The organism is Microbulbifer sp. CnH-101-G (assembly GCF_052466775.1).
Map to the genome: position 1 here is coordinate 906,351 of NZ_CP174292.1, position 21,494 is coordinate 927,844.

The window sequence follows — 21,494 nt, forward strand, 5'->3', positions numbered from 1 at the left end:
TATGGCAACGGTAGCGTTTATTGGTTTGGGTGTAATGGGTTATCCCATGGCGGGTTACCTGGCAAAAGCCGGCCACTCAGTACGGGTATATAACCGTACCGCAAGTCGCGCAGAAAAATGGCTGGGTGAATATCAGGGTAAAAGCTTTACAACACCCGCTGAAGCCGCAAAAGGCGCAGAAGTGGTATTTGCCTGTGTGGGTAATGATAACGACCTTCGTCAGGTAGCTATTGGGGAGCAGGGTGCCTTCGCCACTATGAAAGAGGGCTCACTGTTTGTGGATCACACCACCGCCTCGGCGGATGTTGCCCGTGAACTGGCTGAAATTGGTAAAGAGAAAGGAATAGGCTTTCTTGATGCTCCTGTATCCGGTGGCCAGGCGGGAGCAGAAAATGGTGTTCTCACCGTAATGGTTGGTGGCGAGGCGGCAGACTTTGAGCGTGTTCAGCCCCTCATTGATACGTTTGCCCGTGCCGTAACCTTGCTGGGCCCGGTGGGCAGTGGCCAGTTGTGTAAAATGGTCAACCAGATCTGTATTGCCGGCGTTGTACAGGGGTTGGCCGAAGGTTTGCACTTCGCCAAAGCGGCGGGCCTGGATGCCGAACAGGTTGTGGATGTCATTTCCAAAGGCGCAGCGCAGAGCTGGCAGATGGAAAACCGCTCTAAAACCATGCTGGCAGGTGAATATGAGCACGGCTTTGCTGTGGACTGGATGCGTAAGGATTTGGCCATAGTCCTGCAGGAAGCCCAGCGCAACGGTGCCCTGTTACCGGTAACTGCACTGGTGGATCAATTCTATAGCGAAGTACAGGCAATTGGCGGCTCCCGCTGGGACACTTCTAGCCTGTTTGCACGCCTGATGAATGTGCGCTCTTTCGACTGATTTTTTCTCTGAAAGCCCGTGGTAGAGCTGGATATTTTTGTGCCCAGCTCTGTATTCCCTCTTTTGTTGTTTAAATTTCCATGAAAGTTTTACTGCTCTCGGCCTATGACGCTGACAGTCACAAGCGCTGGCGTAAAGGTCTGGTTGCCGCCTTTCCCGAATGGCAGTGGACAGTCCTAACACTGCCACCGCGATATTTCAGTTGGCGTATTCGCGGCAACAGCCTTACCTGGGCCAGGGGTGAGTCGGCGCAAACGCTAAGGCAGCAATGGGATCTAATTATTGCCACTTCCATGACGGATCTCAGCGCACTGCGTGGCTTGGTGCCTGAGATAGTGGGGGTGCCCACCGTGGTGTACTTTCACGAGAATCAGTTCGCCTACCCAACCAGTTCGGATGCATTTCAGTCTATAGAACCGCAATTGCTCAATATCTACTCCGCGCTAGCCGGTGACCTGTTGCTGTTTAATTCAGAATACAACCGCCGCACCCTGATTGAGGGAGCGGCCAAGCTTCTGAAGCGTTTCCCCGACTGTGTGCCTGTGGGAGTTTGTGAGGAAATAGAAAGTAAGTCTAAAGTATTGCCGGTGCCACTAGAGGATGCACTTTTTACTCAAGAATACACTCAAACTGATTTTTGCTGGGATCACCGCTGGGAGCAGGGCTTTCAGGGAGAGGTAACCGATGAAACCCTAATTATTAGTTGGGCCGCTCGCTGGGAATATGACAAAGGTGCGGATCGACTGCTGCAAATCCTTCAAGGCTTAAAAAAGAAAAAAGTCAATTTCCTACTCAATATGATGGGGCAATCGTTTCGCAATAGTCCAAAGGAGTTTGAGCTGATTCAACAGGAGTTTAACCAGAATCTCCTGGTGGTAGGTTATGTGGAAAGCGAATCTTTATATCGACAAACCTTACATAATAGTCATGTATTTCTATCTACCGCTTATCATGAATTTCAGGGGTTGGCGGTAATGGAGGCTGCCGTAGCGGGTTGTACGCCATTGGTTCCGGATGAGCAATGTTACCCTGAGTTTTACCCTGAGGATCTGCGTTATTGTGGAGTTGAATATGCGATAGATAAGCTAGCAGATTGGGCGAAGAACTCTGAGAAAAAGGTAAGAGGAAGTGTGGGTTTCAATAAAATCCGTTTGGGGCGGATAAAGAAAGAATATGCCAGAATGCTGCTAGATTTGAACTGATCCTGCTTTAAAGCAAGCCTCTTTGCTTATTCCATTAGTTCTGCTGGTGGTAATGAGTTTAGGTCTCAGTTCATGAATCAAGTTATGTTTCAATCAAGAAATTTATTGCTTACTTAATTATTAATCGTTGCAAAAGTGCAAGCCGGCACTGCAACCCTACGTGCTTTTTTGCTAGTTGCCAAGCATTTGTATGTGTTAAGAAAGTGTGCATACTTATTTCGAAATCTCTGATACGACCCAGCACTTTCAGATATTTAATTTAGACTCAAGGTTTACCTTTCTCCTGTTTGGACGGATATCGTCAACGGAAAGTCTTATCAGGTGATCCCTTAAAAAATCTGGATTGGCGGTTTCTTGCATGTTAAACGAAAAATTTTTAGATGTGTCATCATCTTGACTTGCAATATTTTTGTTGTGGCGTAAGGGGCTGATTAAGATTGAGTTGTATTTCTCGATGAGTGATCATTGTAAATTGGAGTGAAATATTATGTAAGTCTGTAAATTATTGAAAATATGGTGTGTTTAAAGTGGTCAGAATGGTGTGTTACACTTCAAGTATGGAATTAAGTGTAGAATGATAAGGATGTGTTATGAGTAAATATTGTTTGTCAACATTGGTACTTTTAGTTGCCGGTTGCACCGCCGTGCCACTTGATCAGAAAAGAGATGGCGGAAATCAATTTGGAAAACTAGCCTCAGGTCCCAGTCAAGAAGGGGAATCCAAGAGTGAGCTCGTATGTAAGTTTCGAGAAACAACGGGTTCAAAATTTAAGAAAAAAGTTTGCATGACAACAGAAGAGTGGTTGAATGATTCAGAGGAAACAGTTAGGAAAATTAAAAAACTTAAGAGGCATTTGTAGATGAATACAGATGCGAGAATGTTAGTTGGGATCGATATATAATATGGATTAGTTTAGGCCAAATCTGACATATTCTCTTGAAAAAGAGGGGTTTACCGGTTTTGATGAGGGCGCCTAAACCTAAAAGAAAAACCAAGGATAAACCCCATGATCCATACTAATGATCGTATCATCAAACACAAGACTGGATTACTAAATCTGGCAGAAGAGCTCGGCAATATATCCAAAGCTTGCTAGAGGCTGGGTGTATCGAGAGGCACTTTCTATTGGTACAAGGAAGCCGTTTCAAGTGGCGGCGTGGACGCCCTTCTTGAGAAGTACCGGCGTATGCCCAACCACAAGAACACAGACTCTTCAACTGCTGTGTCAACATAGCCTCAAAGGATTCACTATATTCTTTTTCCGTGAGCTATCAATTACTGATATCAGTTATTATAAGGTAGATACCTATCTAGAAATCTATGCCGCTGCCCAGTTCCTCCAAATATTTAATGAATATTTTAAGGTTGGCCTTTTGGGGTATAGATATTGTTAATACTCTCAATTTTTCATCCTGCCGAAATGGAACTGTGCCAAAGATAGTAATCCACCTGTCTAATCTTTTACCTGAAAAAGCCCAATAACACTCTCAAGTAATTAACCCGAAGTTTTTATCATTAGTATATTTTTCATTGAGTTGATTCAGGCTAGTATCAATATTTTTATCAGGAATAGTGATTCATTTTCTATCAGTTACTAAGGGGATTTTTGTTATCCCGTTGCTTTATTGCAAGTATATTCACGACAGATTAACTGGGTTTCATCCGGAGTTAGGGTTTCACCAGTCAAACCACATAAAAACTTCTCGCCATGTGGTTGGTTGTAGTCGCAGTGGCGGCATTGGCCAAAGGCTTTAAGGCGGTTTTGTTGCTGAATGGTTTGCAGTAGCTTCCGCAGCGATTCCTCAGTGGCCTCTTGCTGGGCTTCAGGCATGCTTGCCAGAGCGGCTTTTAGCCAGGGCGAAGGAAATAGTGTTGATACTATCGCTTGCCCCTGAGTCGTTAAAGTCATGTGAGACACACGTTTATCTTTCTGGTCGGCTGTCTTTACGATCAGTTGCTTCTTTTCCAGCACCTTCAATGTTTGAGATACCGTTCCCTTGGTCTGGCGCAAATACTCGGCGACAGCTATTGGCGTATTCGAATAGCGGTTGCACTGCGACAAATAATGCAAAGCCTCTAGTTGCACTGGTTGTAGGCCGTATTCGCTCAGTAGGCCGCGCCCCTCACTGCGAAGCAAGCTACTCAAGCGCTCTAGTAAGCGGGATGTTATTTCAATGTTCATGAGAAAAATGGTATCGACTCGAAACGAAAAGGAAGACACCAATGAAAATCCTCCCTTACTTTGCCCTCTCTGCACTAACAATCACTTCTCTGGCGCACGCTGGTGGGAGCCATCGAGGTGGTGTGCACGCCGGTATTTCCGAGGGGGTACTGGCACCATTTGATATTGTGCATGCACGAGTGAGTTACCTGGATAATGTGGCAACATTTCACATGGGCGTGTCCGGTCAGGCGGGCAGCAATAAGCCTACTGCCAACGGTAAACTAGCTGGCAGCGATGTGTTTTCTTATGTATGGCCGACGACGCTCAAAGCTCTACTGTTGGGTTTACAGAAAATGCAGGCATCCTAGCCCTGGCAGTTACAGCACATCCAGACTTTGACGATACACCGCTATACGATGAAAATGCCGATAATGACCCCGGTAACGATGGCAATGTATGGCACAGTCATTGGGTTGTACTAAAGCCCAATGAGCGTTGCGGAGCAGATGCCTTAGCAGTGGTAGATATTCCTGAGGGTAGCAAGCCCGCCTTGCCCAATACTTGGCCTGGCCTACCATTATTGCTTGATAGTCCGGGATGGGACCCGATAATCAATGAAGACACTGTAGAAGTGAAAGTGGCCTTCGATCGATCACCGGGTAGATTTGAGCGCTATACAATACGATGGGGTAACTGCTGGACTCAGAGTGAACCAGAGTGCGCATGCTCCGCTGCTTTGTGTTGTCAATGTAATGGATATCGCCTCTGGTGACTTAAGCCTGCCGGGGAAAATAGAGCAGTAAATTGTGCATTGCTGACAGATTGAGCGTTTTCGCTTGAATCTTGTCGGTAAAGTCCAAGGATGGACTTAGTAGGATATAAGGGAATATTTGAACTATTTGACAGGCTCCCTAGTATTTTATACCTCTTTGCAGATCAACAAATGGATAGTATGGAAAAGATTTGCCTGGTATTTTAAGTTGTATTTTTGATACTAGATAATCAATTCGCTCACTTCACTCCCCTTTGCAATCAGTTCGGCTTCCTCTCATCGCTATATGGTGTAAGAGGTGAGCTTTCTATCTGAAATATAATATTCAAGTGTTTTTTACTTCTATCGTTATTTGGGTGATGTTAATTATTTGTCATGAAAATCCTTGCTGAAAGGAATTAATAGACTTTAACTGTATTAATTTCTATCTTTATTGGTTGATATGTTAAGCGTTAATTAGGAAAGGTAGATTCTTGGGTGTAATTTAATGACCTTGATCGTTTGTCCTCCATCTTAAAATCATCTTTCAGTAAGCTAAATTGAAAGCGGATTTTCCTCTTAAGGGAATAAAAGGAAATGATGAATATTGAAGTGAAGCGAATACTTTGTTTGGTTGCGGTCTTTTTCTTGAGCGCCGGTAACCTATTAGCCAAAGAGATGAACGGTTCTACGGATATTGATAAGGGAGCCTTCAGCCAATCACAGAGTTTTGGCTGTATCCAGCAGTATCCTGTCACTGACCCGAGATGGCAGGGCTTTGAGGTTTCACAATTTAAACAACATCTTTCTGCTACTCCTTTCGAAACAGCTGGGGTTGCAGTTTCTACTTTAGCTCTTGGCTTAATGGATTGGGATTGGGGCTCCAGTAGTTTTGGTACAAGCAGCGAGGGATTCTTTGGGGACGATACCGCCAACGGTGGTATGGATAAACTCGGCCATGTCTATGGAGCCTACCTTCTCAGTGAACTCTTTACAGATGCTATTCACTGTAAGGCAGCTAATTCTGTGGGCGCAGAGGCTAGTGCGGTCACTTTAGCTTGGCTGAGTATGCTTTTTGTGGAACTGGGAGATGGTTACTCTGAGAAACATGGTTTTGCCTGGGAAGATATTGTAGCCAATACCGCAGGGGTAGGTCTCTCTTACTTGAGAAGGAACATACCCGGACTTAGGGAGAAACTGGACTTTCGTCTTGAATATCTTCCTTCCGGTAATCGCTCAGGCTTTAAGCCACACTCAGATTACTCAGGACAGAAATACCTACTAGCGCTAAAGTTAAGTGGGTTCGATCTATCGCCAAGGAATCCTCTTAACTATCTCGAGTTACATGGAGGTTACTTTGCCCGTGGATTCACCTTGAAAGAGCAAGAGAAAAACGAGCCTCTGCGTAGGGAGCTCTATTTTGGGGTTGGATTGAATATAGGGGAGCTGTTTTTTGGTAGAGCTGGCATCAGGGAAACTACAGGAGGGCGATTAGGACGAAAGTTCTTCGAATATGTACAGATTCCCCACACCTATGTTACTAATGAGGATGATTAATAGGGTAAGTTTCAACAATGTATAGCGAAGGTTGTCAAACCTAATGTGGTTCCAGGAGAAGTCTCTCTTCTCCTGGGAGTTGTTGATACTTAATCTATCCACACCCTTGTATAAACTCGTTTTTGGTCGGGAGTGTCGATGAACTCATCACGGTCGTGCAGAACTCTGGTGTTGTCAATAAAAATCATGTCGCCAGAATTCATATAAAAGCTAACGACATTTTCTTCATTGTTGAGCTCTCCATCTAGCATATCCAGTGCCTGAAGCACTTCTAGCATTAGAGGTTTATCCACGCGTTGGTGGCCTTTTTCTATCCAGTAGCGCATATAGCGAATGGAAAGTCTTCCATTGGCATAACTGAAAATTGGGAAGTGATTGTTTAGGATATTTTGGAGATCTTTGTCGCTTCCTGGTGTGACAAGGTCTCGAATGTAATTGTTGTAGAGTAGCTCCAGTTGCTGAGGAGCACTTTCCTCGAGATTTTTATGCACCTGAGCAGCAGAAACTACTTTGGACTTGCCACCCTCAATGGCTGGAGTAATACAGCAGAGCCCGAGGATATTTGGCTGTATTGCTCGTTGCGAGCTATCCGTGTGCACACCAGTTGCCGCGTTGGTCTGAGAGACAGGAATGGCTTCCTCTTTATAGCTTCTACCGGTATCTAGAATACCGTAGAGTCTGCCATAGGTGTCGATAGTTTGTCCCATTGCCAGGCTTAGATTCAGGAACAGAAGGTTTAGGGTTTTCTGGTCAAAACCTTCAACACCCTGAATCCAGGTTATACCACTTCCCTCTTGCACTTCATGTTTGATCTTGTAAGCAAGTTGATCGAACTGAGGCGTGGAAACGGAATCGGCTCGCAAAGCTTGTATGGGGTCCTCTTGCCCTTTGGACCACTCTTGGAGAGCTTTGATTTCTGCTTGCCAATTGACAGGCCATCTAAATTTCCAGTTGGATTTTGCCGTCATCTCCGAAGCTGTCCACGCTTGCGCGCAGACAACTTCGGCTGGTGCCATTTCAATCATTTGCTTTTACCTTAAATAATACATGCAGAGGGTAGCCTTTCAGTGGGCTGAAAAATTCAGGGTCAAAAGCTAGGTGCTCATCGGTTACGGCTAACTCTTTTACTTCGGGCATACTGTTAAAACCAGCTTGTGTCAGAGCTTCGAAATAGTGCGCAAAGGTTTTATGAACACATCGAACAGATACTGGAATGCCATCTCTGCGCCAGATTTTTCCCTCGAAGGTTTGATTAATTCCATCGAGATAGGATTTATCACCATGCTCAAAATAAAATGGAGGGGTTTCTTCCCTCATAAACGGAAGACAGGGATGAGGTACGGTGAAGACGAAAGTGCCACCAGGAATTAATAGTGAGCGTACTTTACTCATTACCTGAGTCATTTCTTCGATGGTTAGGTAATTGAAGAGGAAAACCGCAATCGCTTTATCGAAGCTGGTTTTTGGGAATTGGTTAAATGTAACCGCATTACCCTCTGTATAGCTTGCATTAAACAGCTTTAGTTCCTTGGCCATCGTTTGTGCCTGGGAAATCATTTCAGCTGAAGAGTCAATACCAAAAATAGACTTGGCACCGGCTTCCAGTAGCATGCGTGATACGTAGCCTTCACCGCAGCCAAAGTCCAGTATATCCTGGTCAGTGATCTCGCCCAGAGCCTCTAAGACGCGAGGTCTTGCAGTGAAATCACTTAACAGTACTTTTTCAGACCTGAGCCAATTGGTAGCTTGAGCATTGTAAATTGTCTCAGTTGAGATAGGTTGGTTCATCCTGAGCCACTCCTGATGTCTGGCTGATTGATAATTAATCTTTGCTTGATTTTATTGTTTGAGTGTTATATGGCTGTTCGAGTATCTAAATCCAAAGTTCTACCTTCGATCCGAAGTTTTTAATACGCTTTTCCTGGGGTAATGACACTAACCAATCATGATTTTTTCTGCTTATTGAGTTTTCAAATTCTCTTTTTAATTGAAAAGTTAAAGTGATTGGTTGGGCTCTTGGCAAACTGCTAGTGCACATCCTGTGGTTCAGCTCTTATTTTTATGCTTGAAATTTTATGGGTGATCTCAGTATACGAAGTTGGATTTTTATTGGCAATTGTTAAATTCTTGTTGATTTTCGTTGTGTGTTCTTTTCCTGGTTAAATTTCAAATAATGTTTTCTCTTGATGATTAGATGTTTATACCCATTTCGGGTTAGGTGGTTTTATGGCGCCCTAGTATGTTGGGGCTGCATATTTGTTTAAGTGACACTTGTGAGAAGGTATTCTTCCTGATGTTCAAAAATATTTTATGAAATATACTTATTTTTTGTTATTACCTTATCAATATTGATGTCTCCTATTGTGATCTGGCTGGAAGAGTCACCCGCAATTACAGTGGGAATTCTTTGATTTCGTGTTGATCTTGATTGATTTGAATCAAGGGGTTGAAGTATTTGATAGGTTAGGTGGGTAATAGTTTTTGGCGGAGGGACATAGTTTTAAAACAAATGTGGTGAACACAAACTAGTTGACTCTTTGGTCTCTCAGGTAGGGGCATAAACTCAATTCACTTCTTTAAAGTAAGGGAGTGGACGGTATATCGGCGAAAGTACCCATTCGGCTGGTGGGTTGGGCAAAGTTTATGGGGAGTGATCTGACTTTGATGGCGGTCCACTCTGGGGAAAGCACTATTAGTGGCAGATTAATAAGTATAGTCCATACAGGCTATCTTCCGACTATATCTTGACGTTGGGCTACAATCGCCTTTGCGACTAGTTTAGTTTCTGAAAAGATCAGGCGTATGGGAAGGTGGTAACTCAAACCCTTGGGCGGGCATAGGGATAGTGCCCAAACTGCTACGAGGGATGACCCGACAGAGTTATTGTTGGAACCATGCAATTTCATGTTTCTCGTGCCAAAATTATAGTTCTTTGAGCCGTAAGTGGATCAATGATGGAATTGGAAAAAGATGTAATTGATGCAATCGAAAATGGCGAAATGATTCAAGCTATGAAATTGTTGCGTGAGTCCAAGAAGGTTGATTTAAAAGAAGCAAAAATCATTGTTAATACTTATGTGCGTGAGAAAAATATACAATCTCCTCCCTCGGAAATACCAGGTCGCGCAGGATTAATCGGACTGTTGCTTATATTGGCGATTACGGGGTACCTGGCTTTTGGTCTTGGTGCTGGCTAGCGCCCTAGTTTTAGTACTACTTTGATCCTGTTATTTCTCTACTTGACCGAAGCAAGGTTGTCAGCTAGCCGTGGCATTCTTCCCTGAATGCTATTGTTTATCCTATCTAGAAAAAATGACATCTAGACTTTGGTTTGCTCCTGAATCTTTAGATTACCTTTATACCTATTAAAGATTGTTTTAAAGCATTGCTACTGTTACCTGCTGTTTGGAATATTAACAATGGCTGCAACCCTTATTGACTCCCAAGTCTTTTCTGGTCTCTTTAGCTCTCCAGCAATGAGCGAGATATTTTCGGATCGGCAAAGAGTCCAATACTATCTGGATGTGGAAGCCGCCTTAGCCAGGGTTCAGGCACGACTTGGCGTTATTCCTGAAGAGGCGGCTGATGAGATTTGCAGACATTGCCATACCGAAGAAATTGACCTCAAGCGATTAAAATCTCAAACAGAATTGATCGGCTATCCGGTCTTGGGGGTTGTACAGCAGTTAGTTGAGCGCTGTAGTGATGGTCTTGGTCAGTGGTGTCACTGGGGCACTACAACCCAGGATATTACCGATACCGCTACCGTATTGCAGATTCGGGCAGCAATGGAGTTGGTGGAAACCGAAGTAGATGCGATCGCCGATGCACTGGCAACCCTGGCCAAGGATTATAGGGACACACCAATGGTGGCTCGCAGTAACCTTCAGCAAGCTGTGCCAATTACCTTTGGCTATAAGGCAGCTGTATGGCTGGCTGGTTTCCACAGGCACCAGCAGCGCCTTGAGGAGATTAAGAAGCGTGCCTTTGTGGGCGAGTTTGGTGGTGCAGCGGGCAATTTGGCTTCTTTAAGAGAGCAGGGCCTTTTAGTGCAGGCTGGCCTTATGGAGGAACTCAACCTGGGTAAGCCTCTGATTGCCTGGCACACCATGCGCGACAGGATTGCTGAAGTTGCTTGCCTGTTGGGTCTGATTACCGGCACATTGGGAAAAATAGCCCTAGATATCAAGCTGATGGCACAGACAGAAATTGGAGAGGTTACGGAACCCTTTACTTCAGGGCGAGGAGCTTCCAGTACTATGCCGCAAAAACACAACCCCGTCTCCTCGGTGTATATCAGTGGAATAGTACCCATTGTGCGGCAGCAGGTGGCGGCTTTACTGAATGCAATGGAAGAGGATCACGAGCGAGCGACAGGTTCTTGGGAGATTGAATGGGTGGTTCTTCCTGAAATCTTCTGTTTATCTGCTGCTGCTTTGGCACAAGCTAGGTTTGCTTTAAGTGGTCTCAATGTGCACCCAGAAAATATGTTGCGAAATTTAGAAATGACGGGGGGACTGGTCTCTTCTGAAGCAGTGATGATGGGGCTAGGCCCCAAACTTGGCCGTGAAAAAGCCCACGATTTGGTTTACAAAATTTGTTGCAAAGCAATGGAGACTGGTCGCTCTTTTGCTGACCTCTTAAAAGAAAATACTGAGATAACTGGGGTTTTAAGCGGCAGTGAAGTGGATTATTTACTCAATCCCAATAATTATCTGGGACTCTGCGGTGAGATGGTGGACCAGACATTGGCCAGGCAAGATAAGTGATGAGTAAAACGATATGTATTGGGAAGACTGAGCAGCTCTGTTACCAATATATAGCTGCTGTAGAGCAGGGTAACTTGGAAGCATTATTGGCGCTTTTTACTCCAAATGCATCCGTATACTCTCCAATTTTTGGGGAGTGCTCTGTGAAGAGTTTTTACTCTTATATTTTTCGCTCAATCAGCAATCGTACAATGGTTTTGAGAAATATACTTTATGGTGGGGTGAAGACCAATCAGGTTGCCATTTATCTTAGCTATACCCGATCGGTAGAGGGGAGAGATCCAGCCACAATTGATGTGGTGGATCTCTTTGATTTCACTGATGACTTTAGTGCTTTTTCATCAGTGAAAATTATCTATGATACTGCTCCAATACATGGAGACTTTGTACATCCAAAAAATATGCCGCGGTAATCCAAAGCTATTCCTTGAATCTCAATTGTTGGCACCATTAACGGTAATATTTATTGTGCTGAAACAGCAGCAAATGCCCGAAGCAACCCTGTGTTTGGAATCTTACCAGGAATTGGGCAGTGGAAGCTTTCGGAGTGTCCATAGTTGTAGCCATATAGCAGGTTACAGGCCATGACCTTGTGTCCAGCGGTGGTGGGGTGTACTGAGTCACCGGTAGGTACAATATTACCTTGGTCGGCAAGGAAGACTTTTGCTGAGGGAGCAATGCTAGCAACAGTACTTTTGATTTTTGTATTGTAATAGTCTGTACAGTGGTTGGATGGGTCCTGGCCATCCAGGTTTGTCCGGCGGGGGATTGTCGAAATCACAAAAGCAATTTTGTCGTTTGGTATCCCGAGTGCATTGAGGTGGCCGTAAATTTTGCCTACCAAAGTTGTGTTATCCCGAATATTTTCCGTTGAAACAATACTGGCGACCACTTGATCGAGTTTCTTGGCAGTCGTACTTCCAGCTTGCGGGGTAGAGCTGCACTGAGTTGCGCCGCTCCTGTTGAGGTGAGTAATATCGTTTGTGCCCAATTGAATGGGCACAATAACGGCATCTGTGGTTTCCAGCTTTTGGTTTAATTGGCAGGCTTGGTTGTCTAGCCATCCTGCGCTATTGCCGCTCTCACGGCACATTTCAGTAACTACAGAGTTAAAGTAGGCGATGGAGTCAGCACAGGTGGTAGAACTGTAGCCTGCAGGGATCTGGTGACCTGTGGGGTTGAGAAAGCACAACATATCGCTGGTGCTGGCTCCCGGAATGCCAGTGTGCCAATAATTGCCAGACTTCTTTTCTATGCCATCTGGCCCGGTAGGACCGCTCACGGTGCCGATAGTTTCTACGGGTTGACTATTGTAGCTAATGGTCAGCGCACCATTATTATCGCTGCTACTCAGAGGGAAATTGGATTTCCCATCGGCGGCTTCGACAACGTGTTGCCAGATTTGAGAGCGGAAGCCCATAGAGTTGTAGGGCAGGGTGGTCATACCGTAGGTGATGGAGTCACCAATAAACCAGAGTTTGATTTTTCCCGTTTCACCTTGGGCAGAGTTGCCAATACCGCTGGGTTGGGTAGCGGTGTTAGGGGAGGTCGATGTATCGGAGGTACTAGCTTGGTCTGAGCTACTAGCCTGGCAAGTGGCGCTAAGGGTTGGCTTACTGTTGGTTCCGCTATATTCACCATTAAAGCCAAAAGCTCGAGCTTCCCCTGGCGGAATGGTGTCTTGGCCACTGGCTGTAACAGAGCCTGAGTGGTCAACCACTTTTGCATTCCAAAAATTTGTGACTTTCTGGTTGCCAGGCCATTGCCATTGTATTTGCCAAGCGTCCAAAGGTTGGCTGCCGGTATTGCGAATGACAATGTTAGCCATAAATCCATTGCCCCAGTCATCTTGAATGGAGTATTCCACTGTGCATTGACCAGAGGCCTGGGGTTGCGTATCCGGAGTTGTGGGTGTTGGATCTGTGCCTGTGCCTGTGCCTGTGCCTGTGCCTGTGGTCGGAGTTGTTGGTGGCGTAGTCGTATTGTTGTCCGGAGTGGTGGTAGCAGAAGACTCAAACCATTTTAGGGCAAAAGCGCGGAACTCTGATTCGGATGGTAACTTGCCCTGCTTGGTCTGATAGTTATTGAGATAGCTCTTGGCATCTTTGTAAAATTTTTCGTGGGTATGGTAAATCTCTTTTTTATTGCCGTTGTTATCGATAAGCCAATAGCCGACAAACTCATTGATCCAGCTATCGTATTCATTTCCGTACATCTGCCAGTAGAGAATAAACGGAGAACCCCATTCAAGGGCGGTTTTAATCACATTGCGAGACAGCATGTCTTGAGCTTCTCCGGAGCGGGTTCCCCAATCTTTAAACCAGGATTCCCCGTAGCCGTATTCACCGATAAACACGCGCTTTTCGAAGGGCAGTCCAGCCTTGTGTGGCAGTTTTGAATCAATAAAGTCCAATGCTTTGGTGAGCTCGGCATGTAGGGTGGCGAAGTCGGAGTGCTTTTCTTTGGTGGTAAGATCGTAGGCAGAATAGGAAACCAAGTCGACATTGGTATGTGGCAGGACCGCGTTGGTAATACGCTCTTTGCCCTGCATAGCGGATTCCACCCGGTTCACTTCAACATAGTGATACAGGTTGACGTTGGAGTGACGCACATTGGCCTTGGCATCCTCAATGGCTTTTTGGCGGATGTTCAGCCAGTCGATTAACCCCTGAATACGCAGCGGATCGATTTTCTGCTGGCTATCATCTCTTGTTCCATCGGCTTTCTGCACGAGATTCCAGTCGCCTTCCCAGTGACCGATCATAAAAGTCTTACCAGAGCCACTGTACTGCGTAAGCAGATATTCGGCCATCGCATAGATTTTGTCGTACTGCCAGGTGAGCTCTTCCTGGGACATTCCTTTATTGTCCATCCAAGATCCGGAGTCCTCCACCCAGAACATATAGTGGGAGAAGTCCATATCCAGTACCTCTCGGTAAGCGGGTACTTCTTTCAGCATACGTTTGAATTGGTAGTCCAGACCTTTGCCCCTAAGCTCATCGTATAAGCCGGTGGAAAGGGCGATTTTAAGCAGGTTAGAGCCCATTGCACGGATGGCCTTGGCGGATTCCACCAAGGAGCCTTCGCCGGTGAAACTGTATTTCGGGCTGATCGTCTGGGTGCCCAGAATATAGTTGTAGCTTTCCAGGTCCGAGAGGGGTGTATTCCCTTTGGGTGGCTCTGCCGGTGTCGTCGGCGTAGGTATTTGCTGGCTATCACAACTGGCATTGATTTTGGCTGGAACCTGCGCACCACCGGAGTAGGCGATGTTGAAGCCAAAAGAGCGAGCCTCACCTACAGGGATATTGGCAAAGTCGCCGGTCCCTTCAGCGGAGGCTGCATTGCCACTCTGGGAAACCTTGGCATTCCAGGAACCGTCGATCACTTGGTCTCCAGGCCATTGCCAAGAGACGTTCCAGCCGTTAATAGGTTCTGTACCGGTATTGCGCACCACCACGGAAGCCATGTAGCCCTTGTCCCATTGGCTCTGTACAACCATATTCACTTCGCAGTCGGTTGCCGCCATTGAGAAAGGTGTGATACCTAGTAGAAGAAGGGAGGTTAAGCCTGTTTTAAAAAATCTTACACGCATCTGATAACCACTAAATTATTCATTTTATGTAACCCTTCTAAGGCCCTTGGGGGACAAGAAAGTTTCTTTTGAGGAGGTCGACTCGGTTGTGACTTAAAGGTCAAAGCATAATTTTCTGACTAAACCGTTATCTATAGGGTTATCTTTTCTTTAAGGGCTTGATCAAGCCTGGTACTCCCTCTCGGCATTTTCTAAAGCTCTCATAGACTGGGAACTTTTGTTGGTTTTTAGCCATTTTCACCCTTGTGATGAAGTGACCTGAGACAAGTATGCCGATGTTCAAACCTTTATGAGAACGCATGGGTCATCTTCGTATTACTCAATTTGTTGAAATAAATGATGCTGTCATAACTGACAGACAGAAATAATTAATTGTTATTTATGTGCGCCGCTGGATTGGTATCATTTTGGGACTGAAAAAATCTGGATAATTTTGGCGGCCGCTGAATTCTGATAGGCATACTGAGCGGTGAAATTAGAGTATGCTGGCACCTACGTACCTATACAAATAATAAGCGATTGGTGCGATCAAGGACATTGATCCTGCCCATCACTCTCCGTGGTTTATCGGGATGTTGAGGCAGAGGTATCAGGAAGAGATAAAAGCCGGCGATAGTAGCTTCTTATAGTAGTTTCTTACTGTACTCCGGCATCCACTGGCCTGGCCAGTTTTCACCCCACAATATCAAGCTGACTTTTTGCGAAAGGGACTCACTTTTTTGGCGCTTCAAAGATATTGAGAGAAGGCCAATGCGGCAACTTTTCGTGTAAAAGTGTATGGAGAAAAAATGAAGAAAATAATAATTCGGTGGTATGCCGCATTTTTTATGCTGCTTGGGTACACCCCCTTTGCCCTTAGCGCGGAATGGCTTTTGGGTGCAGGTAAATATGACATCACTGGTCCAGCCGCCGATGTGGGTATGGTTGGTTACGGTGAAACCAGTCAGACCACCAAGGGAATCCATAGCCGTCTATGGTCCCGTGCATTTGTGATTGCCAATGCACAGGATAGTGAGCGTCTCGTGTTTGTCTCTGCCGATTTACAGGGTATTCCCCAGGGGGTTAAACAGGGAGTAATTGCCAAACTTAAGAGCAAATATGGCAACAGCCGCTATACCGATGAGAACGTTATGCTCACGGCTACCCATACACATGTTGGGCCCGGTGGTTACGACCATTATGTGATGTTAAACATGAGCGCGCTTGGCTATGCGGAAGATAACTACAACGCGATCGTTGAAGGTATCTACCAATCAATAGTTTCTGCGAATAATGGTTTGGCAGAGGGTGACATTTACCTGGAGCAGGGCACACTGCTTAACACCAGTATCAATCGAAACCCGGAGCCATATGCGCAAAATCCGGATGCCGAGGACTATCAATACGATACCAATAAGACCATGACCCAGCTCAAGCTGGTGAATGCCAATAATGAAGCTCTAGGTATTATTAACTGGTTTGCGGTGCACAATGTTTCACTCGGTACAAGCCAGCGTCAGCTGAGTAGTGATCACAAGGGCGCTGCCAGTTATTTATTTGAACAATGGGCAGCAAGCCAGGCAGATACCACAGGGAGTTTTGTCGCAGCCTTTGCCAATAGTAATTTGGGTGATGCTTCCCCCAATATTTGTGGGCCAGGAGATGGTTGTGGCTCTAGCGAGTATGAGAGCCTTGTGTTGGCTGCAGAAAAACAAGTAACTAAGGCTAAGTCTCTCTACAGTGCTTCCGGCAGTAAATTATTAAACGATCTCGATTACCGTCACCAGTATATATATTTTCCCGGTTATACCGTAGCTGGAGAATATACCGGCGAAGGGCAGCAGAATATATGTGAGGGCGCCGTGGGCTGGTCATTTACCGCCGGTTCCTCCTGGGATGGCCCTAGTGGGATCGATGGTATCTTCGAGGGTATGTCTGTTGAAAATGAGGGCACCGAGTGGGATCGCAGTGAGAGCTTGTTCGAATCCGTGATCAGTGGTTTCCCGCTTTTTGGGCTGATGAATGCTTTCTCCGCTGCTGCGGTTTACGAGGATACACAGGACGATCCCTGCCAATATCCCAAGCCCACTTTTGTCGAGCGCAAAGTGATTGGACAGGAGTTGTATACCCCCTATCTGCCATTCCAGATGTTCCGTATCGGCTCTCTGGTCCTGGTCGCCGCACCGGGTGAAATGACTACTATGGCCGGTCGCCGTTTACAGGAGCAAGTATTGTCCGCGATGCAAGGTCACGGTATTTCTACCGTGGTTATTGCCGGTCTGGCCAATGCTTATACCGGTTATGTCACCACTCATGAAGAGTTTGACCGCCAGCACTACGAAGGTGGGCATACCATCTATGGCCCCAACACCCTAGCGGCTTACCAACAGATTTACACGGAAATGGCCGATGCCATGAACAATGATTTGGCGGTCGATGCTGGACCGACACCGGCGGATTTATCCGATGACCAGATCATACATGTCATTGGTGTGGTCTACGATGACAAGCGCCTATGGGAATCCTTTGGGCAGGTTTGGGATGATGTGCGTAACAGCTATTCCGTTGGCGATACCGTCTCCGCAAGCTTCCGCTCCGGCCACCCACGCAATAATCTCAGAACCGGGGGCACTTTTATCGAAGTGCAGCGCAAGGTAAATGGTAACTGGGAAACCTATCTTACGGATAATGACCTGGATACCCGTTTTATCTGGACGCGAGATACTGCGGTGGACTGTTTGGCTTGCTCTTTTGCCGAGGGTCAGTGGGTGATCGGTGAGGATACCCCAGCGGGTACCTATCGCATCAAACACAAAGGTAACTGGAAGAGCGGTTGGAGCGGTAAAATCACGAGTTACAGCGGAAAGTCCAGCAGTTTTACTGTGAATAAATAAGTCAGTAAGGCTTACTCAAATCCCCAGAAAGCAGGCCGTGGGAACGGCCTGCTCTGGAGAGAACTATTTGCAATTCTTCCCTTTCATCGCTGTTTATTGGGCCGGTGCCTTTTGTAGTTGAAAGTGGGCTAGGGCCTTTTCAGCAATTTCCTTGCCATACTCCTGTACGAAATGACCGGCCTCTTCAACTTTGAGAGGTTTCGGGCAGTTTTTGATGGTGCTCCTCAGCATTGCCATTACTTTTTCACTGAGCACGGCATCTCGCATCCCAATCGCCATAAAGCTATCACCTTCCCAGTTACTGGACCAGAACTCCCTGGCTCTAAGCCCCAGTTCTGCACCCTCCATACCGGGATCAACCGGCACAATCGAAGGGAAACGGCGGACCCCAGCCTTATAGCGGTTGTCTGGGAAGGGCGCATCATAAGCGACTATATCCAAGAGATTAACTTCAGATCTGGCATCATTGGCGATCAGTCCACCTACCGGGATTTCTGGAACACTGACAGAGAAGTTTCTCCAGTGGTAAAAACCTTCAGAGGCACCATCACCGGCTGCAATCGCGGTATTCATTACCAGTAAGCGAGTAAACCTACCCGGCATATCCATGGGGAGGGTGAGCCCCAGTAGGCCGCCCCAATCCTGGCAAACCAAAGTGATATTTTTAAGGTTTAGGTGCTCAATCAGTTTTATCAGGCTGTTTCGATGGAAGTAAAAGGTATAGACCTTGTCATCCACAGGCTTGTCTGAACGACCAAAGCCAAAGAGATCCGGGGCAACTACCCGATGCCCGGCTTCAACAAATACTGGAATCATTTTGCGGTATAAATAGCTCCAGCTAGGCTCTCCGTGCAGGCACAGGAATGTCGTTTCCGCATTGGAGTTTCCTTCGTCAATATAGGCCATGCGCATGGAATCGTAGCCATCCAGGCTATCGATATAATGAGGTTGGTAGGGAAAACCAGGCAGAATGGAGAAGCGTTCTTCGGGAGTTCTTAATCGCTCAATAGACATAGATAACCCTCTTTTATTAAAAAGTTGGTAAGTGGTCTTATGTTGTGAATCCTCGACGTTCAACCATAGCCTAATAAATAGGCTGAATAAAGTTGACAAGGTGTATAAATGGTTCCTTAGAGTTTTAAATACACTGGTTTTTAAAATTTAATCTCCTGCTGGAAAGGACCATTCCCATGATTTTGATCTTTATAATTTGAATAGAGATTAAGGACTGGCGATTTTCATTATTAACTGCCAACTTACTTGCCATATTAAAAATATGGCTCTCTCATCTAAAAATACATGCATGGCGAGCTCCAGGAAGGGATCTGCTGTAGCTATCTATCTACAAGTTACCACTCACTGCCCTGGGTCTTCCGGCATTCCGGCATACTTGCGGGTCAATTGACCTGATAGATCTGATTACCTGAACGAGCAAAGAGGTGTTGTATAGTGCACCCAATATCAGCCCCCATAACCGGGGTCTAATCAGTTCATAATTTAGGTAGTGAGACAAGATGGAGTATCAGTCCTCGAAGAGTGCAGTTTTGCAGCTTTGGAAGAAGTTTGGTGGTTCGGCGTTTGGACGCTGGGCAGTTTCTAAGATTGTCGCTTTCAAGGCACCTTACTTCAGGTCTATCAAGCCCTGCTTTACCCAAATATCACCTGGGCGCGTAGAGGTATCTTTGAAGAAACGCTGGAGTGTGACGAACCATATCGGCACCGTGCATGCCATTGCCATGTGCAATGCTGCTGAACTTGCCGGTGGGGTTTGTCTGGATGTTTCCCTGGATCGCCGCTTCCGCTGGATTCCTGTGGGTATGGAAGTCAAGTACCTGAAAATGGCGAAAACCAACCTGAGAGCGGTTTGTGAGTATCCAGATTTTGCCTCCATTGAGGCTGGGGATGTAGTGATGCCGGTGGGAGTCTTCGATACCAATGGTGAGGAGGTATTCCACGCGGATATCACTATGCGGGTATCCCAACGTCCTGTAACCAAGTAATGGTTTCTCGATGGGCTGTGGCTTGTCAGCACGCATACAGCCTGTCGTAAATTGCCAAAATTGATCTTTCATCGAGGGCTTGGCCGCTCTCCACAGCCTTTTCACGACAACTTTGGCGCATCAGACCTGGTCTCTTAAGCAGTTCTAGGTGGGTGTCGGTGATAGTTGTAAGGGGGGAGTGGGTGTAGAGAGGTCCAGAAAGTCGTAAAATAGATCAGCTGGTAATAGTTATCGATCGACTACCTGGAGGAATTATGGGTTTAATTTGGAAACTGGATCATTCGACATCTCCCTTTGAAGAGGTCACGGGAGGTGTTGCTGAGTATGAAGTACATAGTACTGAAAGCCCGGCACTAAGTAGCGACGATATTTATCAGGATCTTGCTGAGAACTTGGAACGGGCCGTTTCCAAATTTAACCAAAACGTAAACGATACTTCCCGCTTTTTTCTGATCCACTGGGAGCCACTAGCTTCGACTTTAACGTTGTCTGTCACGGATGACCAAAGAGAGAATGACTCTCGAGTGCTTGTTCGCTGTCATTTCACAGCGCTAGAAAAGCAATTACAAGAATCCGAATATGAATCTGACAGTGAAAAGCAAGCTGCGCTGGGGATGTTTTCTGAGGATTTGCATTTTTGGTGCAAGGAGTTTCTCTCTACTGATCAAGGGTTTAGTCAGTTCTCTTTGATTGCACTCTTTACCGATAGCACTAGGGACCGGGCAGTTATTCTATAGGTAACCCAGTATTAGAATATGTTTTATGGGTGGTTTTTTCTTTCTGCGAGCAAGTAAGAAATAGCCTACCTTGCCCTTGTTTTTTCGATAATTGTTTACTTCGGCGAGTTTACTTTATTGATATTCTGAAGTTTTTCACGATTTATAGATCTGCGGAATATTCTGTATACCAGTTGTTAGTTTCCCAAACTTTTATCTTTTCGAATTTGATATCTGGGACAGAGTTATGGGTTGTAATTTTTTGGCTAATGGCTTCATGCCAAGCTTTGGCAAGATTTTCAGAACTTGGTTTAAAAGGGGTTATGCATAATTTTCCAACCTTTGAACTCTTTAGAATAAAGTGTGGCTTATTTTGTTGTTGGTTGATGATGCTTGTATATTCATCGGAGCTGATGATTTCCTTTAGAAAGGGATCTTGAGAGTCAATAATCGTAGCGTGATCACATAAGTCTTGAATCTCGGCTCTAAATATAGTTTTTAAGAAAGACATATCTGTGGGTGGATCTTGGTATTTTACCCTGCATGTACATTCCACCCGATACCTATACCCAACAAAGCCCTCTTCCAGGTAGTTGTCCTCGATATAGGCGTAATTTACTTTCTTGGTAATATTGAGATCAATACAGTAGGTGATATTGAAATGCTGAGCCATTGGGGTGATCTCTTTAGTGGGGTTGATGCTATCGCCTGAAGATTAGCATAATCACGCCTCTAAGATCCCTGTACCGTTACCATAGTGAAGGCATATTGTGTATAAATGATCAAATAAGTGGCACGGTTAGGGAAAATTTTTAATGTGCGGATGGTATTGCAGAAGCCAATAAAACATAGCTTTGTCAGGCGGGGGCGTAGCTGTATCTTGCGGGTTTCCAAGGTGTCTTATAAAAATTGCGTGTGTAGGATAAGAAAGTTCGGTTTAATTTTTTATGGGTAAAAAGTAGGAACTGCATGAAGTTGAATGTTAA

Annotated in this window: 18 protein-coding genes and 1 pseudogene; 13 read left to right on the forward strand and 6 right to left on the reverse strand. The window is 45.6% G+C overall.

Translation table 11 applies throughout. The features are described 5' to 3' along the window. Nucleotide 1: 1 nt before the first annotated feature. The 4 genes and pseudogenes from ACJJID_RS04205 to ACJJID_RS04220 all read left to right on the forward strand — a co-directional run. On the forward strand, nucleotides 2-883 hold the full coding sequence (locus ACJJID_RS04205; RefSeq protein ID WP_444921619.1) for an NAD(P)-dependent oxidoreductase: 882 nt from the start codon (nucleotides 2-4) through the stop codon (nucleotides 881-883). Nucleotides 884-963: 80 nt separating this feature from the next. Continuing rightward, nucleotides 964-2,085: a tRNA-queuosine alpha-mannosyltransferase domain-containing protein gene (locus ACJJID_RS04210; RefSeq protein ID WP_444921620.1), complete on the forward strand. Its 1,122-nt coding sequence runs from the start codon at nucleotides 964-966 to the stop codon at nucleotides 2,083-2,085. 590 nt (nucleotides 2,086-2,675) lie between these two features. Next, nucleotides 2,676-2,945, forward strand: coding sequence for a hypothetical protein (locus ACJJID_RS04215; protein WP_444921621.1), 270 nt, complete (start codon nucleotides 2,676-2,678; stop codon nucleotides 2,943-2,945). 147 nt (nucleotides 2,946-3,092) lie between these two features. Further along, a pseudogene (locus tag ACJJID_RS04220) lies at nucleotides 3,093-3,305 on the forward strand (helix-turn-helix domain-containing protein); the annotation flags it as partial. Between the two features lie 390 nt (nucleotides 3,306-3,695). On the opposite strand, the gene ACJJID_RS04225 reads toward ACJJID_RS04220, so the two are convergent. Beyond that, a complete protein-coding gene (locus tag ACJJID_RS04225) occupies nucleotides 3,696-4,268 on the reverse strand; it encodes a MarR family winged helix-turn-helix transcriptional regulator (RefSeq protein WP_444921622.1) in 573 nt (190 codons plus the stop codon). Between the two features lie 41 nt (nucleotides 4,269-4,309). On the opposite strand from ACJJID_RS04225, the gene ACJJID_RS04230 reads away from it, so the two are divergent. The 3 genes from ACJJID_RS04230 (at nucleotide 4,310) to ACJJID_RS04240 (ending at nucleotide 6,558) form a co-directional block, all read left to right on the forward strand. Then, entirely contained in the window at nucleotides 4,310-4,618 is a 309-nt protein-coding gene (locus tag ACJJID_RS04230; protein ID WP_444921623.1) for a hypothetical protein, read from the forward strand. Beyond that, complete coding sequence (locus ACJJID_RS04235; protein ID WP_444921624.1) at nucleotides 4,561-5,022, forward strand: hypothetical protein; 462 nt, start codon at nucleotides 4,561-4,563, stop codon at nucleotides 5,020-5,022. Before ACJJID_RS04230 ends, ACJJID_RS04235 begins: the two co-directional genes overlap by 58 nt. Nucleotides 5,023-5,598: 576 nt before the next feature. After that, nucleotides 5,599-6,558: a DUF2279 domain-containing protein gene (locus ACJJID_RS04240; RefSeq protein WP_444921625.1), complete on the forward strand. Its 960-nt coding sequence runs from the start codon at nucleotides 5,599-5,601 to the stop codon at nucleotides 6,556-6,558. Nucleotides 6,559-6,647: 89 nt separating this feature from the next. Here ACJJID_RS04240 and ACJJID_RS04245 read toward each other — a convergent pair whose 3' ends face one another. Together ACJJID_RS04245 and ACJJID_RS04250 are read right to left on the reverse strand one after the other, a co-directional pair. Beyond that, a complete protein-coding gene (locus ACJJID_RS04245; RefSeq protein WP_444921626.1) occupies nucleotides 6,648-7,583 on the reverse strand; it encodes a TauD/TfdA family dioxygenase in 936 nt (311 codons plus the stop codon). Next, nucleotides 7,576-8,346, reverse strand: coding sequence for a class I SAM-dependent methyltransferase (locus ACJJID_RS04250; RefSeq protein ID WP_444921627.1), 771 nt, complete (start codon nucleotides 8,344-8,346; stop codon nucleotides 7,576-7,578). The genes ACJJID_RS04245 and ACJJID_RS04250 overlap by 8 nt, the downstream gene beginning before the upstream one ends. Before the next feature lie 1,163 nt (nucleotides 8,347-9,509). Between ACJJID_RS04250 and ACJJID_RS04255 the strand changes: the two genes are divergently transcribed. The 3 genes from ACJJID_RS04255 (at nucleotide 9,510) to ACJJID_RS04265 (ending at nucleotide 11,740) form a co-directional block, all read left to right on the forward strand. After that, on the forward strand, nucleotides 9,510-9,755 hold the full coding sequence (locus ACJJID_RS04255) for a hypothetical protein (protein ID WP_152452646.1): 246 nt from the start codon (nucleotides 9,510-9,512) through the stop codon (nucleotides 9,753-9,755). Nucleotides 9,756-9,977: 222 nt separating this feature from the next. Next, on the forward strand, nucleotides 9,978-11,327 hold the full coding sequence (pcaB, locus tag ACJJID_RS04260) for a 3-carboxy-cis,cis-muconate cycloisomerase (RefSeq protein ID WP_444921628.1): 1,350 nt from the start codon (nucleotides 9,978-9,980) through the stop codon (nucleotides 11,325-11,327). After that, nucleotides 11,327-11,740, forward strand: coding sequence for a nuclear transport factor 2 family protein (locus tag ACJJID_RS04265; protein WP_444921629.1), 414 nt, complete (start codon nucleotides 11,327-11,329; stop codon nucleotides 11,738-11,740). The genes pcaB and ACJJID_RS04265 overlap by 1 nt, the downstream gene beginning before the upstream one ends. 50 nt (nucleotides 11,741-11,790) lie before the next feature. Here ACJJID_RS04265 and ACJJID_RS04270 read toward each other — a convergent pair whose 3' ends face one another. Further along, nucleotides 11,791-14,919 (reverse strand): cellulose binding domain-containing protein, encoded by a 3,129-nt coding sequence (locus ACJJID_RS04270; protein ID WP_444921630.1) that lies wholly within the window; start codon nucleotides 14,917-14,919, stop codon nucleotides 11,791-11,793. 788 nt (nucleotides 14,920-15,707) lie between these two features. On the opposite strand from ACJJID_RS04270, the gene ACJJID_RS04275 reads away from it, so the two are divergent. Beyond that, the gene (locus ACJJID_RS04275; RefSeq protein ID WP_444921631.1) at nucleotides 15,708-17,792 is read left to right on the forward strand and encodes a neutral/alkaline non-lysosomal ceramidase N-terminal domain-containing protein; all 2,085 of its coding nucleotides are present in this window, start codon (nucleotides 15,708-15,710) and stop codon (nucleotides 17,790-17,792) included. 93 nt (nucleotides 17,793-17,885) lie between these two features. Here the strand turns inward: ACJJID_RS04275 and ACJJID_RS04280 are convergent, their stop codons facing one another. Next, nucleotides 17,886-18,806, reverse strand: coding sequence for a haloalkane dehalogenase (locus ACJJID_RS04280; protein ID WP_444921632.1), 921 nt, complete (start codon nucleotides 18,804-18,806; stop codon nucleotides 17,886-17,888). A 500-nt stretch (nucleotides 18,807-19,306) separates the two neighbouring features. Here ACJJID_RS04280 and ACJJID_RS04285 point away from each other — a divergent pair, with 500 nt between their 5' ends. Together ACJJID_RS04285 and ACJJID_RS04290 are read left to right on the forward strand one after the other, a co-directional pair. Further along, on the forward strand, nucleotides 19,307-19,792 hold the full coding sequence (locus tag ACJJID_RS04285) for a hotdog fold domain-containing protein (RefSeq protein WP_444921633.1): 486 nt from the start codon (nucleotides 19,307-19,309) through the stop codon (nucleotides 19,790-19,792). A gap of 254 nt (nucleotides 19,793-20,046) precedes the next feature. After that, complete coding sequence (locus tag ACJJID_RS04290) at nucleotides 20,047-20,529, forward strand: hypothetical protein (RefSeq protein ID WP_444921634.1); 483 nt, start codon at nucleotides 20,047-20,049, stop codon at nucleotides 20,527-20,529. A gap of 142 nt (nucleotides 20,530-20,671) precedes the next feature. On the opposite strand, the gene ACJJID_RS04295 is transcribed toward ACJJID_RS04290, so the two are convergent. Further along, a complete protein-coding gene (locus tag ACJJID_RS04295) occupies nucleotides 20,672-21,181 on the reverse strand; it encodes a 6-carboxytetrahydropterin synthase (RefSeq protein ID WP_444921635.1) in 510 nt (169 codons plus the stop codon). Nucleotides 21,182-21,494: the final 313 nt, after the last annotated feature.